This is a genomic window from Loktanella sp. M215 (assembly GCF_021735925.1).
Taxonomy (GTDB): Bacteria; Pseudomonadota; Alphaproteobacteria; order Rhodobacterales; family Rhodobacteraceae; genus Loktanella.
The window spans coordinates 589,516-606,081 of the sequence record NZ_WMEA01000001.1; the positions used below are offsets into that span (position 1 = coordinate 589,516).

Sequence of the window (16,566 nt, forward strand, 5' to 3'; positions counted from 1 at the left end):
GGCCCGGTCGCTATGACCGGGCCGTCGGGATGGGCCGCTTGGAGCGCGTCGGCTCAGTAGATGACGACGCCGCGGATGCTTTCGCCGCTGTGCATCAGATCAAACCCCTTGTTGATGTCGTCGAGCGGCATCGTGTGGGTGATCATCGGGTCGATCTCGATCTTGCCCTGCATGTACCAGTCCACGATCTTGGGCACATCCGTCCGGCCGCGCGCACCGCCGAAGGCCGTGCCGCGCCAGCTGCGTCCCGTAACCAGCTGAAACGGCCGGGTGCTGATCTCGGCGCCGGCGGGGGCCACGCCGATGATGATGCTCTCGCCCCAGCCCTTGTGCGCCGATTCGAGCGCTGTGCGCATGACCTGCACGTTGCCCGTGGCGTCGAATGTATAATCCGCGCCGCCGCCCGTCAGCTCGACCAGGTGGCCGACGAGGTCGCCCTTCACCTCTTTGGGGTTCACGAAATCCGTCATGCCGAAGCGTTTGCCCATCGCAACCTTGTCGGGGTTGATGTCGACGCCGACGATCTGCGACGCCCCCGCCATCCGCAGGCCCTGGATCACGTTCAGACCGATGCCGCCCAGACCGAAGACGATCGCGCGCGACCCGTATTCCACCTTGGCGGTGTTGATCACCGCACCGATGCCCGTCGTCACACCGCAGCCGATGTAGCAGACCTTGTCGAAGGGCGCGTCGTCGCGGATCTTGGCCAGGCTGATTTCGGGCAGGACCGTGTGATTGGCGAAGGTGGAACAGCCCATGTAATGCAGGATCGGCGTGCCATCGAGCATGCTGAACCGGCTGGTCCCGTCCGGCATCACGCCCGCGCCTTGGGTCGTGCGGATCTTCTGGCAGAGGTTCGTCTTGGGGTTCAGGCAATACTCGCACTCGCGGCATTCGGGCGTGTAGAGCGGGATCACGTGGTCGCCGGGCTTGAGGCTGGTCACCCCCTCGCCCACCTCCAGCACGACGCCGGCGCCTTCATGGCCCAGGATCGCGGGGAAGGCACCTTCGGGATCGTCGCCCGACAGAGTGAAGGCGTCGGTGTGGCACAGGCCGGTCGCCTTGATCTCGACCAGCACCTCGCCGGCCTTCGGCCCCTCCAGGTTCACCTCCATCACTTCAAGCGGATGTCCGGCCTTCAGGGCCACGGCTGCACGGGTTCGCATGTCTATATCCTTCTTAAGCGGCCCAAGGCCGCGCGTCTTTCGTCAAGATGTGAGGCGTCCGCGCAGAAAAGCGCGGACGCGTGCGATCAGGCCGTCAGGACGCCTTTTTTTTGGCAACGAAAGTTGCGATGGCGTCCATGAGAGCCGGGGACAGGGCGTCGTAGGGCGGCAGACCCAGCTCGTTCAGGCGGGCGCGGACATCGCCCATCTTGTCGGGGCTCACGCCGCCTTCGATCGCAGACGACACGAAGGCCGCGAACTGCGGCTCTGACCAGCCGGACTCGCCCGACAGTTCCGTGTGCACGAAGTCGAGGCCGTGGAACGGATGCTCTTTTTCAATACGGCCATACATGTGGGTGCCGCATGCCTTGCAGGCGTGGCGCAGGATGGTGGCATCCTTGTTCACCACTTCCAGCTTTTCCGGGTGCGCCGTGACCTCGACAGCATTGCGGTCGACGACGGCCACCTGGCTGAAGTCAGCGCCTTCGGGCTTCCAGCACTGCGTGCAACCGCAGATGTGATTGTGTGCGGTCTGGGCACTGATCTTGACCTCGACCTTGTCGGTCGCGCATTTGCAGGTCAGCGTTCCGCCGGAAAAGCCGGGCTTTTCGTCGTGCTTGACGCCATTGTCCACCGCCGGGTGAATCTTTACGTTTTCATAGGTCATTGCAGGTCTCCCCCTGTGAATGTCAGGTGACTATCGGACGATCACCGCCCTGTGACAATTCAACCTAAAAGGGGATGGGTGCCGGACGGACCGTCCCATCCCATTGTCATCCGGCGGGGAGGTGACCACACTGAGCGCGATCACTTCCAAAGGACCACCATGTCACGTTCTTTCCCGGCCCTGCCCGACGCCCCCTCCGCCGCACGCCACCCGCGCGTCACGACGGTCCACGGCGTCGACCTGCACGACGACTACGGCTGGCTGCGCGCCGACAACTGGCAAGAGGCGATGCGCGCGCCCGACCGGTTGCCCGCCGATATCGCCGCCTATCTGACGGCGGAAAATGCCTATTACGACGCCGCAATGGCCGATACGACCGATCTGCAGACGCGGCTGGTCGCCGAAATGCGGGCGCGTATCAAGGAGGACGACAGCAGCGTGCCGCGCCAGAACGGCCCCTACGCCTATGGCGTGCGTTACGACGATGGTGCGGAATATCCGGTATTCATCCGCACCCCCCGCGACGGCGGCCCGTCCGCGGTGATGCTGGACGTCAACGTCGCCGCCGCCACCGAGGACTACTTTCAACTCGGGACGACTCAGGTCAGCCCAGACCACCGCACGCTGGCCTGGGCCGCCGATGTGAACGGGTCGGAGTTCCATCGCCTGACCTTTCGCGACCTGACCACGGGCACCGATCTGGACTATCATATTCCCGACGTAGGATCTGTCGCCTGGGCCGATGCACGGACACTGTTCTATGTCCGCGTCGATGCACGCCACCACCCAAACCGGGCTTACCGTCACACCCTCGGAACCGATCCGGCCACCGATGCGCTGGTCTACACGGAAACCGACACGCGGTATCATGTGAGCGTCCATCGCCTGCGGTCCGGCGCCTTTATCGCGATCTCGACCGGCATGAATGACGAGAACGAGATCAGCGTGATTCCGACCGCTGACCCGACCGCCGCCCCGCGCATGGTCGAGCCGCGGACGACCGCGCTGGAATACGATATCGAACATCAGGGCGACGCCTTCCTGATCCTGACGAACGCCGATGGCGCGCAGGATTTCAAGGTGATGACGACACCCGTCGCCACCCCGTCACGCGACCACTGGACCGACCTGATCCCGCACGAGGACGGGCGCATGATCGTGGGCCTCGCGGCCTACAAGGACTGGACGATCTGGACAGAGCGGCGCAATGCCCTGCCGCGGATCTGCTACGTGCGGGTGGACGAGCCGATCAGCGCCGCGCGCAGCATCGGGTTCGATGAGCAGGCCTTCAGCCTCGGCAGCGATCCCAGTCCGGAATACGACACCGGCAACTTTCGCTTTACCTATTCCTCGCCAACCACGCCGACGCAGGTTTTTGATTACGACCTCGCCTCGGGCACGCGGACGCTGCGCAAGACGGTCGAGATTCCCTCGGGCCACGATCCGGCCGACTATGTCACGATCCGCACGACAGCCCCGTCCCACGACGGCGCGCAGGTGCCGGTGACTATCCTGTATCACAAGGACACCGCGCTGGACGGCACAGCACCTTGCCTGCTTTATGGCTACGGGTCCTACGGCGCCAGCATGCCCGCGTCCTTTTCGGCCAACCGCCTGTCGCTGGTGAATCGCGGTTTCGTCTACGCCATCGCCCACGTGCGGGGAGGAGAGGAGCTTGGCCGCAACTGGTACGAGGCGGCAAAGTTCGCGTCCAAGCCCAACACCTTTCACGATTTCATCGCCGTGGCGCTTCAACTGATCGCAGACGGCTACACGGACAGGGGCCGGATCGTCATCCAAGGCGGCTCTGCGGGCGGACTGCTGGTGGGTGCCGCGCTGAACATGGCGCCGGACCTCTGGGCCGGGGCGATCGCCGATGTGCCCTTCGTGGATGTGCTGACGACGATTCTCGACGATACCCTGCCGCTGACACCGGGCGAGTGGTCGCAATGGGGCAATCCGATCGAAAGCAGGCAGGCGTTTGACGATATCCGCGGCTATTCGCCTTACGATAACGTGACCGCCCGGGCCTATCCGCCGATCCTTGTCACTGCCGGAGTGTCCGATCCGCGCGTCACCTACTGGGAACCCGCCAAGTGGGTCGCCCGCCTGCGCCGCCTCAAGACCGACGACAACATCCTGATGTTACGCACGAACATGACCTCTGGCCACTTCGGAAAGTCCGGCCGCTTTGCCGCACTTGAGGATGCGGCACGATCCTATGCTTTCGCGCTAAAGGTCACTGGCGCCGACCTCTCTTCCACGTGATCTGCGACATAAGTATGATAGACGCTGACCCGGCACCTACCGATAGTCGTTTGATACGCAACCCATTGGGAGGACCATCATGGCCTGGACGAAACCGATCATCCGCGAAATCGAATGCGGCATGGAAATCAACATGTACGGCCCGGACGGCGAAGAAGACGCCGGCGGCGTGCTGTTCTAGAAATTTCATGTGCGCGGGGGGCCGCTGAATGACCTTTCGCGCACATATTCTGGGGGCCGCCGCTGGCGGTGGATTGCCCCAATGGAATTGCGGTTGCGAAAACTGTAATCTGGCGCGACGCGGAGAAATCCCGGCGCAGTCCCAATCTTCCGTCGCCTTCACGGCAAATGGCAGCGACTGGGCGATCCTGAACGCCTCACCCGATATCCGTGACCAGCTGGCCCGCACGCCTGCGCTGCATCCTACGGATCTGCGCAGCTTGCCTGTGCAGTCCGTCTTGGTGACGAACGGCGACATCGACCATGTCGCGGGCCTTCTGACCTTGCGGGAACAGCAGCCCTTCACACTTTTCGCCACCGCCGACATTCATCGCACGCTGGCCGACAACCCGATCTTTGCCGCCCTGAATCCCGCCGTGGTGACGCGGCAGACCATTGCCTTGGGCAAGCCGGTCGAGATCGCGACAGGTCTGACGGCGACGCTCTTCGCGGTGCCCGGCAAGGTGCCGCTCTATCTTGAAGGGGCGACGGTTCAGACCGACCTTATGGGCGAACAGACCGTGGGGGTGCATCTGCAGGCAGACGGCAAGGATGCCTATTATATCCCCGGCTGTGCCGCCTTTCCCGGCGACCTGCGCGACAGGCTGGCGGGGGCCGCGGCGGTGTTCTTCGACGGCACGCTGTGGCAGGATGACGAAATGGTCACGGCGGGGCTGTCCCAGAAGACCGGCAAGCGCATGGGGCACATGTCGATGTCGGGGCCTTACGGGTCGATGGCCGCCTTCGACGGGCTGGATGCGGGTCGCCGCGTCTATGTCCACATGAACAACACGAACCCGGTCCTAAGACCGGCCTCGGACCAGCGTCGTATCGCGGAACAGGCCGGATGGACGATCGGGCAGGACGGGATGGAGATCGACATATGACCGCAACGAAAGAGGCCTTCGAGGCCCGCCTGCGCCAGATCGGCGCCGAGCGTTACCACGACAAGCACCCTTTTCATCACCTGCTGCATTCCGGCGGCTGCACCCCGGATCAGGTCCGCGCCTGGGTCATCAACCGCTTCTACTATCAGGCCAGCATCCCGATGAAGGACGCGGCCTTCATGTCGCGCGTCACCGACCCCGCCCTGCGCCGCGCGTGGCGCTCGCGCATCGAGGATCACGACGGCACCGACCAGAACGAAGGCGGCATCATGCGCTGGCTGCGGCTGGCGGATGCGGTGGGCCTCGACCGCGATTATGTCGCCAGCACCGACGGTGTCATGGCCTCAACGAAATTCGCCGTCGACGCCTACGTCCGCTTCGTGCGCGACAAGACCTTGCTGGAGGCGGTGGCTGCTTCCCTCACCGAACTCTTTGCGCCCAAAATCCACGCCGCCCGCATCGAAGGCCTGCTGCAGCACTACGATTTTGCCGACGACAGCAGTCTATCCTACTTCAAGAACCGTCTGTCGGAGGCGCCCAAGGACGTGGCCTTCGGCCTCGCTTGGGTGCTGGATCATGCCGACACGCAGGAAAAGCAGGACGCCGCCGCCGCCGCACTGACCTTCAAGACCGACGTGCTCTGGTCGCAGCTCGACGCCCTGCACGCGGCCTACGTCACCCCGGGTGCGATCCCGCCCGGCGCATGGCAACCCGGCACGCATCTGATCCCGGCCCGCGCCAAGGCCTCCTGATGGAGGATTTTATCCCCGTCATCCCGCGCGGCGTCCGCCTGCATTTCGACCGGGTCCGCGACCTCTGGGTGCTGCTCGCCCCGGAACGCACGATCAACCTCGACCCCGTCGGCCTCGCTATCCTGAACGAGGTCGACGGCCAGAGGTCGGTATCGCAGATCGCGGACACGCTTGCCGCCCGCTACGCGGCCCCCGTCGACCAGATCACCACCGACATGCGCGAATTCCTGTCCGGCCTGATGGACCGCCGCATCATGGAGGCCCGCCCGTGAACACCCACGCCACCCCCACCGCCGCGACGACGGTGCGTCCCAAGCCGCCCATCGCGATGCTGGCGGAACTGACCCACCGCTGCCCGCTGTCCTGCCCCTACTGCTCCAACCCGCTGGAGCTGACGAAAAGGGACGCCGAACTGCCGACCGAGGTCTGGATCGACGTCTTCAAACAGGCCGCCGACCTTGGCGTGCTGCAACTGCACCTGTCAGGCGGCGAACCTGCCTCGCGCCGCGATCTGGTGGACCTCGTCCGCGCGGCCCGGGACGCGGGGCTTTATACCAACCTCATCACCTCGGCCATCGGCCTGACCGAACGACGGCTGAAGGAGTTGGACGAGGCGGGCCTGGACCACGTGCAGCTGTCGCTGCAAGGCACCGACGCCGACATGGCCGACCGCATCGGCGGCTACCGCGGCGGCTTTGCCCGCAAGATGCAGGCTGCCCAGTGGATCGTCGATGCGGGCTTTCCGCTGACGCTGAACGCCGTCGTGCACCGCCAGAACCTGCATCAGCTGCCCCGCGCCATTGAAATGGCAGTTGAGATGAAGGCCCGCCGCATCGAGGTCGCCATCGTGCAATTCCACGGCTGGGCGATGGAAAACCGCGCCGCGATGATGCCGACCCGCGAACAGGCGGCCGAGGCCGGCCGGATCGTGGCCGAGGCCCGCGTGCGGCTGAAGGGCCAGCTGGTCCTCGACTACGTCCCCGCCGACTACCACAGCGACTACCCCAAGCGCTGCATGGGCGGCTGGGGCACGACTGGGCTGAATGTCACGCCGGACGGCAAGGTCCTGCCCTGCCACGCTGCCGAAACCATCCCGCACCTGACCTTCGACAACGTCCGTGACCGGCCCCTGTCCGAGATCTGGTATCAGGGCGCCGCCTTTCAGGCCTACCGCGGCGAAGACTGGATGCAGGAACCCTGCCGCTCCTGCGACCGCCGCAAGATCGACTTTGGCGGCTGCCGGTGTCAGGCGATGGCGATCGCCGGCGATCCAGCGGCGACGGACCCCGTCTGCATCAAGTCTCCTCTGCATGACCGGATGGTCGCACTGGCCGAGGATTTCGCCACGGACGACAGCGCAACGCTCACCCACCGCGCCAGCCCATCATAGGCTCTGCTACGGCGCGCGTGGGGTGTTGTTCACTGTTACGCGAACGGCGGTGGTCTAATCTCGGCCGCGCATTTCTGCGTAACATGAGATCATCAGCGAGCTGCTGCCATTCAGCGCCTCTTGAGCGAGCACCACAGTCCTCGTTTCGAAGAACGGAAATCCATCTCAGCTGACGGGCCAGCGTGATCACGTTGAAAACGAGATCAGGACATAAAACCCGACGTGAAAGCAAAGCCGCGCGCGTTGATTGGCTGGATCGCCTGCCCCGACTTAGCCGAGAAGAGGACTGCACGCAGGGAACGGACGGCATCCCGATACAATGCAGCCCTAATGCCTCGGCATTATCATATCAGGATGCGGCCAAAACGGAATGGGGCGCCGAAAACCGCAGCAATGGCGCGATTGCGGGCTCCCCTCGTCAGATTGATCTGGCGTATTTTGACAATGCGCCACCTGTGCCACTTTGCCTGTGGGTCAAACCGACCCCAGCATCGCGCAGATTGAACCGTTCCAGACTGACGACCAGCGACACGGCATCCTGCGTCAATGTTTCGCTCGCGGCTGTCGTCTCTTCCAGCCGGGCCGCATTCTGTTGGGTCGACTGGTCCAGTTGTGTCACAGCGCCATTGATTTCAGCCAAGGTCGTCGACTGACGTTTTGCGGATGCGGCGATATCCGACACCTGCCCCGCGATTGTCGAGACGGAGGCGACGATCTCGCCAAGCGCTGCACCGGTGCGGCCGACCAGTTCCACGCCCTTGCGCACCTGATGCCCGCTCTGGGCGATCAGATCTCCGATATCGCTCGCAGCCTCGGATGACCGCTGCGCCAGCGCCCGCACTTCCGAGGCGACGACGGCGAAGCCGCGGCCGGCATCGCCCGCCCGCGCGGCCTCGACCCCCGCGTTCAGCGCCAAAAGGTTTGTCTGGAACGCGATATCGTCAATCAGCTTCACGATCGCCGTGACCTTGTCGGACGATTTGGCGATCTGGTCCATGGCCGCGACGGTTTCGGCGATGACGCCACCGCTGACCTCCGCATTCCCCTTGGCGGCTGCGACAGAGGCATCGGTTTCGATGGCCAGACGCGCCGAGGATCCGACCGACGACGTCAACTGATCCATCGCAAGCGCGGTCTGCTGCAGGGTCGCGGCGGTGCTTTCGGTCCGCCGTGACAGGCCATCGGCGGTGGATGAGATGTCGCGCGCTCCGTTCTTGATGCTTTCCGCATTATCAATCACTTCGCGCAATGTCGCGGCCAGCGCCCCCACTGTCGCGTTGAAATCACGACGCAGGTCCTCGTACCCCCCGGCAAAGGGGGTCGCGATCTCGGTGGTCAGATCTCCTGCAGCGAGTTTCTGCAGCGCCTGGGCCAGATTAGTCACGACCAGCGCCTGCTCGGCGGCACGGGCGTCGCGTTCCGCTTGCGCCGTGCGTGCAAGGTCGGCCTGCCGCGCCCGGTCGGCGTCGTCGCGGGCGCGTTCACGCGCATCGCGTTCCGCCTGTGCGGTCTTGGCCTTGACCTCTGCCAGACGTTTCGCCTCTTGGGCCGCGAGGGCGTTTGACCGGTCGAGCGCCTCGCGCTCGCGCTCTTGGGCCTGCATTGCCTCGCGGTCGATCAGCCCGTTGCGGAAAACACCGAGTGCTGCCGCCATCCGCCCGATCTCTCCGCCAGTCCGCTCGAAACCTGTTACCGGAGCAAGATCGCCGGTGGCCAGCCGTTCCGTCACCCGCGTGACACGGCCCATTGGCTTGACGATCCAGAACCATGTCAGCAGCGGCGACAACAGCAGCAGCGCCGCACCCATGCCACCGATCAGCAGCATCTTTACACGCGCGCGCGCCGTCTCGGCCAGCACCGCATCGCCAGACCGCACCATCGCCTGCATGGCCTCTGCGCCCTGCTCTTGGGCCGTGGCGGCGATCTGTGTCAGCCGGTCGCTGGCATCGCGGGACAGGGCCGCGGCCGTGGTCACGGCATCAAGATACGTGCGCCGCGTGGCAAGCAGCCCGTCTTTCGCATCTGCAAATGCGATGATCCGATCAAGACCTGCGCGCAGGTCAGGTGTCACCATATCAACCGTCGCATTGGCAGCAACGACACGCGCTTTTTCCGTCAAAGACGCCTGCGCGGCCTCGACAGCCATCGTGTCCTGTGACGCCGCACCCAGCAGCGCATCCACGAACAAGGATTTCACGGCAATCTCGATCTGCGACGTTTCCCGCAGTTTGCCGACGTCGGTATCGACCAGCTTGCGGATCGCAGCATCGGTTTCGGTGGCACGATCCTCCGCCATGATGGCCAATGCGAAAGACTGATCGTCGATCAACTGTCCCAAAGCGGCGTCACTCTCTTTGCGCAACGCCAGCAACCGTTCAGACAGGCCCGGCCGACGGGCAAACCCGCCTTTGGCCAGTTGACCAAGTGCGTCGCGGGCCGCCAGCAAAGTATCCTCGCTGTCAGCCAGGCGATTGTTGTCTTTCAGCAGCGTGAGGGCGTGGTCCATCCGGTTGAACGCCGCGGTGACGATATCGCGCATGATGACGGCCAACGCGGCGTCCTGCTCTGCATTGATCGCCAACGCGAGACTGGTGACGAGGTTCAGGTCCGCCCGCGCCTCCATGATGGCCTGCATCAATCCGAATTCGTCCTCCGTCAGTGTCTCGAGGGCGCCGCGGACTGTCGTGACAGTGGTCTCGCCGCCGATCGACAGGTCGAAGAAGGCCGTGTCGGACTGTTCTGTCAGGGTCTCGCTCGTCGTCGTCGCGAGGGACTGGAAATCCTTGATCTGAGCGATCATCTGCGCCTCGGCCCTGAACCTCTCGCCAAGGGCGGCAGCCATCCGGTCCACCGCCCCAGCAAGATCGTCAACCATCTGCGGCAGCCCGGACGCAGCGGCCGAATCCATCTTGGCCACGCTGGCGTCCAGTTCATCCAGCGCCATGCCAAACCGCTGCCGCGCCTGATCCAGCGCCTCGGGCCCCGCGGCCAATGTGACCGAGGCCAGCGCATCCCTTGCCGCACGGCTTCCGGCGATGACGGTCAGGCTCGCCCCGATCCGCGGGATGCCGCCGGTCATCAGCGACTGCACCGACGCCCCGAGCGACGCGAAGACCAGAAGCCCCACGATCACTGCGGCTCCGGTTGCGATGCCCATGGCTGCCAGACTGCCCATGATCTTGAAAGCGATGCTGCCGAAGTGACGTCTGAGGGTTTGGGTCATATCATTCCTTGGTACGTGCAGTTGCGCAACGCGCGCACCGACCACCACCTGCATCGGGGCGGCGGCGGTTGGGCGGTGAGTCGCGGCGCTGCGTCAGTTGCTGGCGTGAGCTTGCGGTGCTGCGATTGTTTCAAATGTGCCGCCGTCCGTGATCCGCGTCAGGAACACGTCGTCCAGACCCTGGTTGTCGTTTGCACCATAGGCGACATCGAGTCCGTCGAGAGAGAAGCTGCCGAGTCCGTTCATCGCCGCCAGATATCCGTCCCGGGTCAGGTCGGGGCCGGCCTCCTCCAGCGCACGCAGGGCGATGCGACCCGCAAGATAGCCTTCCAGCGTCACGAAACTGGGATGTGCATCCGGATCGGCGGCGGTGATGGCGGCCTGATAATCCGCAACGATCTTCAGCGACGCATCCCACGGAAATGGCACGACCTGACTGATGATCACGCCTGCGCCGTCAGGGCCGAGCTCCGCAGCGAGCGCATCGGATCCCACGAACGAAATGTTCACGAAGGTGGGGTCAAACTTCAGCGACTTTGACAGGCGGATGAATTCGGCGATGGGCTTGTAGGCACCGACCATGACGACAGCCTCCGGTGCAGCCTTGCGAATGCCCAGCAGGGCGGATTTCACGGCGACGGTATTGCGGGTATAGGCCCCTTGCGCCGCCAGGGTCATCCCACGCTTGTCGAGGGCTTGCACGACGCCGTCCAGCCCGACCCGCCCGAAACCGTCGTCCTGATACAGGATCGCGATGGACTGCAGGCCCAGGCCATCAACAAGATAGGCGATCCACGCTTCCGTTTCGGCGCCATAGCTGGCGCGGACGTTGATGACATTGCTCAGGGCGGGATCGCGCAGAAAGCCCGCTCCGGTGAACGGAGCGATGAAGGGCACGCCGGCCTCGGTCGTGATGGGCTGGGCAGCCTGCGACGTCGGCGTGCCAACCGCCCCGATAAAGCCCAGATGGCTATCGCCGCTGATGATCGACCGCACCAGTGCCACCGACTGGTCCGGCTCGTAACCGTCATCGAAGCTGTCAAGGTGCACGGTGCGACCGTGCACGCCGCCGGCACGGTTTGCCTCCTCGAAGGCTGCGAGGATTCCGTCTCGCATGCCCGTACCAAGGGCAGCGGCAGGGCCGTCGAGCGCTGCGACCTGCGCGAAGCTGACGGCGTCAGGCGCGATGCCGCTCTCGGCACGGACCTGACCCGCGAGGCTTGCCAGCGCGGCCAGGGCCAGCAGTCGGATGATCGGTTTCATGAGGCTCTCCCGGTCTGATACGTTCGTCGCGACCTTGAAGGGTATTCGTCAATGCGAGGTGAATGGCCTTATGCGCCATTCCCGAAAGTTCCTGCGCCTGCGGATTTTGCCCTGTCCACGGGCATTGCATTTGAATGAAACCAGAACTTTGGGTTGCATCGCCCCCGGACTTAAAACGCATCGCAGTTGGTAAATGCACCCTATCTTGCGGCTGGGTTGATCGCATTTGAACCAGAACAGAACCTGAAGGCGCACGACGACAATTCCGGCCGCATCCAGCGGTCGAAGGGACCCGGACCCCAGCCGGACCGTGCAAAGCCGTCGCACCTCGGCCACTCTGACATGCGACCAGAAGTGGGTTCAGCCTATGTCCCATGCATGACAGCAGCCCTGCGGAGCCTCACGCTGGCGCTGGATATAAGAGGAATTGTACCTCTGCTGAGCCGCGTCGGAGCGGCGCAAAAGCATGCTGCGAGGCTGCGGGCAAGGCTCTGCAGATCTGCATCGCCCGGCGTTGTGAAGGCGCAGAGCCGCAGCCGCTTGCCATCCACCGCCGCCGCCATCCCCGGCGTCGGCGGCGCGTTCGCATTGATGATCGCGCGACCGTCGGGGGTTGCGATCACCCTATCGGCGGCACTGCGGGCGATGTGCAGCGGCGGCAAATATCGGGGCCACAGGCGCATCAAGGACCCGTCTCTGACCAGCGCCGCACAGCGCATCCACGACCAGCGTTGTATCGTCGACCACCTCTGGCGTCAGGCAATGCCACAGCGCCGGACCAAAGCGCTGCGTGATGCGCCGCCTCTCCCTTCAGATGGTCCCGGTGCCACAGCAAGGCCAGCCGCACGTCCCGGCCGACCACGGCCAAATGCCGGCTCACGACAAACCCGTCGCCGCCGTTGCTGCCCGGACCGCACAACACCGCAACCTTCCCCCGTCAGGCGGCGACCTCGGTCATCTGACCCACGGTCAGAAGGGCCTGTATGGGGTTCAGGATGGCAGCGCCTCCAGTTCACGCGGCATAGCCTTGCCGGTGTCGGCAGGGCCCGCGAAGTCGATCACGACGCGGGCCGCGACCTTGCCCTGCTCCAGCCGATCGAAGACGTCGTTGATTGCGCTCAGGGGCTGCAACTCGATGTCGGCCTTGACCTTACCGTCCGCGGCAAAGGCAAGCGTTTCGGCCATGTCTTCGCGGTTCCCGACGAAGGATCCCCGGATCGTGATGCAGTTCGCCACGACGTCGAACAAAGGCACCGGGAAATCGCCCTTTGGCAGGCCGACCAGCGCACAGGTGCCGCGCTTGCGGGCCATCGCGATGCCCTGATGGAAGGCGGGGATCGAGGGAGCGGTGATCAGCACGCCATGGGCACCTCCGTCGGTGCCCTTGCGGACAGCCGCGATGGCGTCCGCGTCGGTCGCGTTCACCACGAAATCCGCCCCCAGCTTTGTCGCATGCGCCAGCTTGCCCGCGTCGATATCCACCGCGCAGACCTGCAACCCCATCGCCTTGGCATACTGGATCGCCAGATGCCCAAGGCCCCCGGCACCAGAGATCACGACCCATTCCCCGGGCCGCGCCTCTGTCACCTTCAGGCCCTTGTAGGTCGTAACCCCTGCGCAGATCAGCGGGGCCGCCAGTTGCGGTGTCAGGCCTGCGGGGATGTGGGCCACGTAGTTCGGATCCGCCAGGATATATTCGGCAAAACCGCCGTTGACCGTATAGCCGCCGTATTGCGCCTCGGCGCAGACAGTTTCCCAGGCCTGCAGGCAATGTTCGCAATGGCCGCAGGCGGAATAAAGCCATGGCACGCCGACCCGGTCGCCTTCCTTGACCAGCGTGACACCGGTGCCCAGCGCCACGACGATGCCGATGCCTTCGTGGCCGGGGATGAAGGGCGGTGTCGGTTTCGCGGGCCAGTCGCCGTTGCGGGCGTGCAGGTCGGTGTGGCAGACGCCGCAGGCCTCAGTCTTGACCAGGATCTGGCCCGGTCCGGGCGTGGGGATCGCCACGTCGCGGAATTCCAGCGGCTTGCCGAAGGCGGTGACGAAGGCGGCGTGCATTGTCTTGGTCATGAGGTGTCTCCTTGAATGATCCGCGCGGGCTCCGCTGCGGCCTTGCCAAGGCCGCGCACGGCCTCGGTCATCTCGGTCAGGATCGCGGCGGCGTCGCCGTAGACCGCGTTGCAATTACCCTTGTAAAAAAGCGCGTTGACGATACCGGCGTAGCCTTTGCCGGTCCCGCACCCAATGACGTAGACTTGGCGCGCGATGGGCGAGGACGTGTCCGTCCGCGCCGCCGGCTTCACCACGTCATTCGCCCCGATCACAAGGGCCACGTCGGCAAGCGCGAATTCAGGATTGATCGCGTCTGACTGGAAGATGATGACCTGCCTGCCATCACGTATGCCGTCGTCGGCGGGGGCGGTCGGTTTCGGTTCGCCGTCTACCTTGCCGTACCTCTGCGTCTTGGTGGCCCTGAAGGTCTTGAACAGGATATCGGCGACCGACCGGTTCATCACCTTGGGCCTCAGCAGTGTCAGCATCAGGCCCACAGCCCACACGCACATAGCCGCAATCATCATTGCGGGGTTCTGCAGGGCATAGCCCGCCGACCCGACCACAAGCCCCGTGAAGGCAGTGTAGACCGAGATCAGGGCCGGCATGTCCGCCCCGCCGATGGGCAAAGTCGTCAGGATGCCGAAGAGGCGTGCCAAGCCAAAGTAGACAGCGATCAGCGTCGGCACCCCCAGCCACGGCGTGCCGTCGGTCAAAGCGATGAAGGCGACCATCTGCGGCATCGCCGTCAGCTTGCCCTTGGCACCGCTGCGCACCGCTGGGACCCGTCGCTCGCCCGGACCGGTTTCTTTCAGAACGGCGCTCTTCACGAACATGGGCAAGCTTCCGATGAAAGGAGCCGGGCGGCGAAGGCCTTCCGCCGCCCGGAGGCGATACCTCAGACCGGCGCATCTGCCTTGATGGTGCGTACCAGCTTCTTGTTCACGAACTGCTGGATGCCCATGTTGCCCAGTTCGCGGCCGTACCCGGACGCCTTGATCCCGCCGAAGGGCAGGTCCGCGTCGGACCAGCTGATGTTGTTGATGAACATCATCCCCGTCTCGACAGCACTCGCCACCCGGCGTCCGGCGTCCATATCGGTGGTAAAGACCGACCCGCCCAGACCGAAGTCGCTGTCGTTGGCCAGCGCCACGGCCGCCGCCTCGTCCTTGACCCGGAAGACCATCGCCACGGGGCCGAAGAATTCGTCGCGGAAGGCCGGGTTGTCGGGGGTGACGTCCGTCAGGATTGTCGGCTGCATGTAACTGCCCGCCCGGTTCAGCCGCGTGCCGCCCAAGACGACGGTGGCCCCATGTTTCACCGCGACGTCGACCTGCGCCAGCAGATCGACCAGCGCGGATTCACTGGACAGCGGACCCAGCGTGGTCGCGGCATACAGCGGATCGCCCGCCTCCAGCGCCGCCAACCCGGCCTCGAACCCCGCCATGAATTCTTCGGCCACGCTGTCGATCACGATGAAGCGTTTTGCGGCACAACAGGTCTGTCCGGTGTTGTACATCCGGCCCCAGATTGCCCACTTCAGCGTATGCGCCATATCGGCATCCGCCAGCACGATAAAGGCGTCGGCCCCGCCCAGTTCCATCGACGAGGGCTTCAACGCGCGGCCCGCGCTGGCGGCGATGATCCGCCCCGCGGCGACGCTGCCGGTCAAGGCCACGCCCTTGATGCGCGGGTCGGCCACGACCTTATCGGACTGGTCGTGAGAGATCATCAGGTTGGTGTACAACCCCGGCGGCGCACCGGCATCGGTCAGCACCGCCTCGAACGCGATGGCGCATTGCGGCACGCAGCCTGCATGCTTGATGACCAGCGTGTTGCCTGCCATCAGGTGCGGTCCGGCCACGCGGGCCAGTTGATAATAGGGGAAATTCCACGGCTCGACCCCGAAGATGACGCCAATGGGGCTGCTTTCCATATGGCCTTCGCCATGTTCCGGATGCAGCGGCGTGTCGCGCAGGAATTTTTCAGCGTTCTTGGCGTAATAGCGCATGATGTTGGCGGAAAAGGCGACTTCGCCGCGCGCCTCGTCGATGCGCTTGCCCATTTCAAGCGTCATGGTGCGGGCCAGATCCTCGGCCCGTTCGTCCAGCAGATCGCCCGCCTTGGCGATGATGACGGCCCGGTCGGCGTGGGAAATCGCCTTCCATGCCTTATAGCAGTCGGCGGCGGCGGCGAGCTTTGTTTCCAGTTCCGCATCGGTCAGGTCTGCAAACGACTTGAGCAGCTTGCCCGTGGCAGGATTGAAGCTTTGATAGGTCATTGTCGTCTCCTCGCAGGCATTGATTGGGATGGCGGGTGGCTCTTGACCGACCAAGGCGCCCACACTGTCAGCCTGTCGGCTGGCTCTGTCCTCTATGCGCGCTTTCTTGCGGCGACGGACTGATCCAGGTCTGCATGGCGAAATCTTCGGGGATCACGCGGGATCAGCCGACCATGGCGCGATACGGCGTGTCAGAGGCCACCCGGCGCGGCGCCATGATACCGCCAACAAGGCCAAGCTGGCGGTCGCCGCAATCGAGGGCAGGCCGGACAGATGGATTCAAAGGTCGCGCGACCTGGAACAATCAGCAGCGTGGCGCGTGACGGGGCGGCGCGAGACGCATTCCCACCTGACCGCCTCCGGTCCTTCAGAGCCGCACACAGTCTGACGTGCCC

14 protein-coding genes are annotated in these 16,566 nt (G+C 64.6%); 6 read left to right on the top strand and 8 right to left on the bottom strand.

Annotated features, from left to right (window positions below; genetic code table 11):
* Positions 1-53: 53 nt before the first annotated feature.
* Both GLR48_RS02885 and gfa read right to left on the bottom strand, forming a co-directional pair.
* Positions 54-1,166 carry an S-(hydroxymethyl)glutathione dehydrogenase/class III alcohol dehydrogenase gene (locus tag GLR48_RS02885; RefSeq protein WP_237058496.1) on the bottom strand — a complete coding sequence of 371 codons (1,113 nt, stop codon included), beginning with the start codon at positions 1,164-1,166 and terminating at the stop codon, positions 54-56.
* 94 nt (positions 1,167-1,260) lie between these two features.
* A complete protein-coding gene (gfa, locus tag GLR48_RS02890; protein WP_237058498.1) occupies positions 1,261-1,833 on the bottom strand; it encodes an S-(hydroxymethyl)glutathione synthase in 573 nt (190 codons plus the stop codon).
* Between the two features lie 159 nt (positions 1,834-1,992).
* On the opposite strand from gfa, the gene GLR48_RS02895 reads away from it, so the two are divergent.
* The 6 genes from GLR48_RS02895 to pqqE all read left to right on the top strand — a co-directional run bounded on the left by GLR48_RS02895 (position 1,993) and on the right by pqqE (position 7,349).
* The gene (locus GLR48_RS02895; protein WP_237058500.1) at positions 1,993-4,101 is read left to right on the top strand and encodes a S9 family peptidase; all 2,109 of its coding nucleotides are present in this window, start codon (positions 1,993-1,995) and stop codon (positions 4,099-4,101) included.
* Between the two features lie 79 nt (positions 4,102-4,180).
* A complete protein-coding gene (pqqA, locus tag GLR48_RS02900; protein ID WP_237058502.1) occupies positions 4,181-4,282 on the top strand; it encodes a pyrroloquinoline quinone precursor peptide PqqA in 102 nt (33 codons plus the stop codon).
* A gap of 28 nt (positions 4,283-4,310) precedes the next feature.
* Positions 4,311-5,207, top strand: coding sequence for a pyrroloquinoline quinone biosynthesis protein PqqB (gene pqqB, locus GLR48_RS02905; protein ID WP_237058503.1), 897 nt, complete (start codon positions 4,311-4,313; stop codon positions 5,205-5,207).
* On the top strand, positions 5,204-5,959 hold the full coding sequence (pqqC, locus tag GLR48_RS02910; protein WP_237058504.1) for a pyrroloquinoline-quinone synthase PqqC: 756 nt from the start codon (positions 5,204-5,206) through the stop codon (positions 5,957-5,959). The genes pqqB and pqqC overlap by 4 nt, the downstream gene beginning before the upstream one ends.
* Entirely contained in the window at positions 5,959-6,231 is a 273-nt protein-coding gene (gene pqqD / locus GLR48_RS02915) for a pyrroloquinoline quinone biosynthesis peptide chaperone PqqD (protein WP_237058505.1), read from the top strand. The genes pqqC and pqqD overlap by 1 nt, the downstream gene beginning before the upstream one ends.
* A gap of 56 nt (positions 6,232-6,287) precedes the next feature.
* Positions 6,288-7,349, top strand: a complete 1,062-nt coding sequence (gene pqqE, locus GLR48_RS02920; protein WP_237064309.1) for a pyrroloquinoline quinone biosynthesis protein PqqE — start codon at positions 6,288-6,290, stop codon at positions 7,347-7,349.
* Between the two features lie 418 nt (positions 7,350-7,767).
* On the opposite strand, the gene GLR48_RS02925 is transcribed toward pqqE, so the two are convergent.
* The 6 genes from GLR48_RS02925 to GLR48_RS02950 form a co-directional block, all read right to left on the bottom strand.
* Positions 7,768-10,572 carry a methyl-accepting chemotaxis protein gene (locus tag GLR48_RS02925; protein ID WP_237058506.1) on the bottom strand — a complete coding sequence of 935 codons (2,805 nt, stop codon included), beginning with the start codon at positions 10,570-10,572 and terminating at the stop codon, positions 7,768-7,770.
* 93 nt (positions 10,573-10,665) lie between these two features.
* Complete coding sequence (locus GLR48_RS02930; protein ID WP_237058507.1) at positions 10,666-11,835, bottom strand: ABC transporter substrate-binding protein; 1,170 nt, start codon at positions 11,833-11,835, stop codon at positions 10,666-10,668.
* A gap of 682 nt (positions 11,836-12,517) precedes the next feature.
* Positions 12,518-12,757, bottom strand: coding sequence for an NAD(P)H-hydrate epimerase (locus GLR48_RS02935; protein ID WP_336886611.1), 240 nt, complete (start codon positions 12,755-12,757; stop codon positions 12,518-12,520).
* A 68-nt stretch (positions 12,758-12,825) separates the two neighbouring features.
* Complete coding sequence (locus GLR48_RS02940) at positions 12,826-13,908, bottom strand: zinc-dependent alcohol dehydrogenase (RefSeq protein WP_237058509.1); 1,083 nt, start codon at positions 13,906-13,908, stop codon at positions 12,826-12,828.
* Complete coding sequence (locus GLR48_RS02945) at positions 13,905-14,726, bottom strand: NAD(P)(+) transhydrogenase (Re/Si-specific) subunit beta (protein WP_237058511.1); 822 nt, start codon at positions 14,724-14,726, stop codon at positions 13,905-13,907. The genes GLR48_RS02940 and GLR48_RS02945 overlap by 4 nt, the downstream gene beginning before the upstream one ends.
* 62 nt (positions 14,727-14,788) lie before the next feature.
* Positions 14,789-16,171, bottom strand: a complete 1,383-nt coding sequence (locus GLR48_RS02950) for an NAD-dependent succinate-semialdehyde dehydrogenase (RefSeq protein WP_237058513.1) — start codon at positions 16,169-16,171, stop codon at positions 14,789-14,791.
* Positions 16,172-16,566 lie beyond the last annotated feature (395 nt).

What these genes read in the sequence shown, in the direction of transcription:
- GLR48_RS02940 (WP_237058509.1), bottom strand. Translation starts at nt 13,908, where the DNA reads ATGACCAAGACAATGCACGCCGCCTTCGTCACCGCCTTCGGCAAGCCG.
- GLR48_RS02945 (WP_237058511.1), bottom strand. Translation starts at nt 14,726, where the DNA reads ATGTTCGTGAAGAGCGCCGTTCTGAAAGAAACCGGTCCGGGCGAGCGA.
- gfa (WP_237058498.1), bottom strand. Translation starts at nt 1,833, where the DNA reads ATGACCTATGAAAACGTAAAGATTCACCCGGCGGTGGACAATGGCGTC.
- GLR48_RS02885 (WP_237058496.1), bottom strand. Translation starts at nt 1,166, where the DNA reads ATGCGAACCCGTGCAGCCGTGGCCCTGAAGGCCGGACATCCGCTTGAA.
- GLR48_RS02930 (WP_237058507.1), bottom strand. Translation starts at nt 11,835, where the DNA reads ATGAAACCGATCATCCGACTGCTGGCCCTGGCCGCGCTGGCAAGCCTC.
- pqqB (WP_237058503.1), top strand. Translation starts at nt 4,311, where the DNA reads ATGACCTTTCGCGCACATATTCTGGGGGCCGCCGCTGGCGGTGGATTG.
- pqqA (WP_237058502.1), top strand. Translation starts at nt 4,181, where the DNA reads ATGGCCTGGACGAAACCGATCATCCGCGAAATCGAATGCGGCATGGAA.
- pqqC (WP_237058504.1), top strand. Translation starts at nt 5,204, where the DNA reads ATGACCGCAACGAAAGAGGCCTTCGAGGCCCGCCTGCGCCAGATCGGC.
- pqqE (WP_237064309.1), top strand. Translation starts at nt 6,288, where the DNA reads ATGCTGGCGGAACTGACCCACCGCTGCCCGCTGTCCTGCCCCTACTGC.
- GLR48_RS02895 (WP_237058500.1), top strand. Translation starts at nt 1,993, where the DNA reads ATGTCACGTTCTTTCCCGGCCCTGCCCGACGCCCCCTCCGCCGCACGC.
- GLR48_RS02950 (WP_237058513.1), bottom strand. Translation starts at nt 16,171, where the DNA reads ATGACCTATCAAAGCTTCAATCCTGCCACGGGCAAGCTGCTCAAGTCG.
- pqqD (WP_237058505.1), top strand. Translation starts at nt 5,959, where the DNA reads ATGGAGGATTTTATCCCCGTCATCCCGCGCGGCGTCCGCCTGCATTTC.
- GLR48_RS02925 (WP_237058506.1), bottom strand. Translation starts at nt 10,572, where the DNA reads ATGACCCAAACCCTCAGACGTCACTTCGGCAGCATCGCTTTCAAGATC.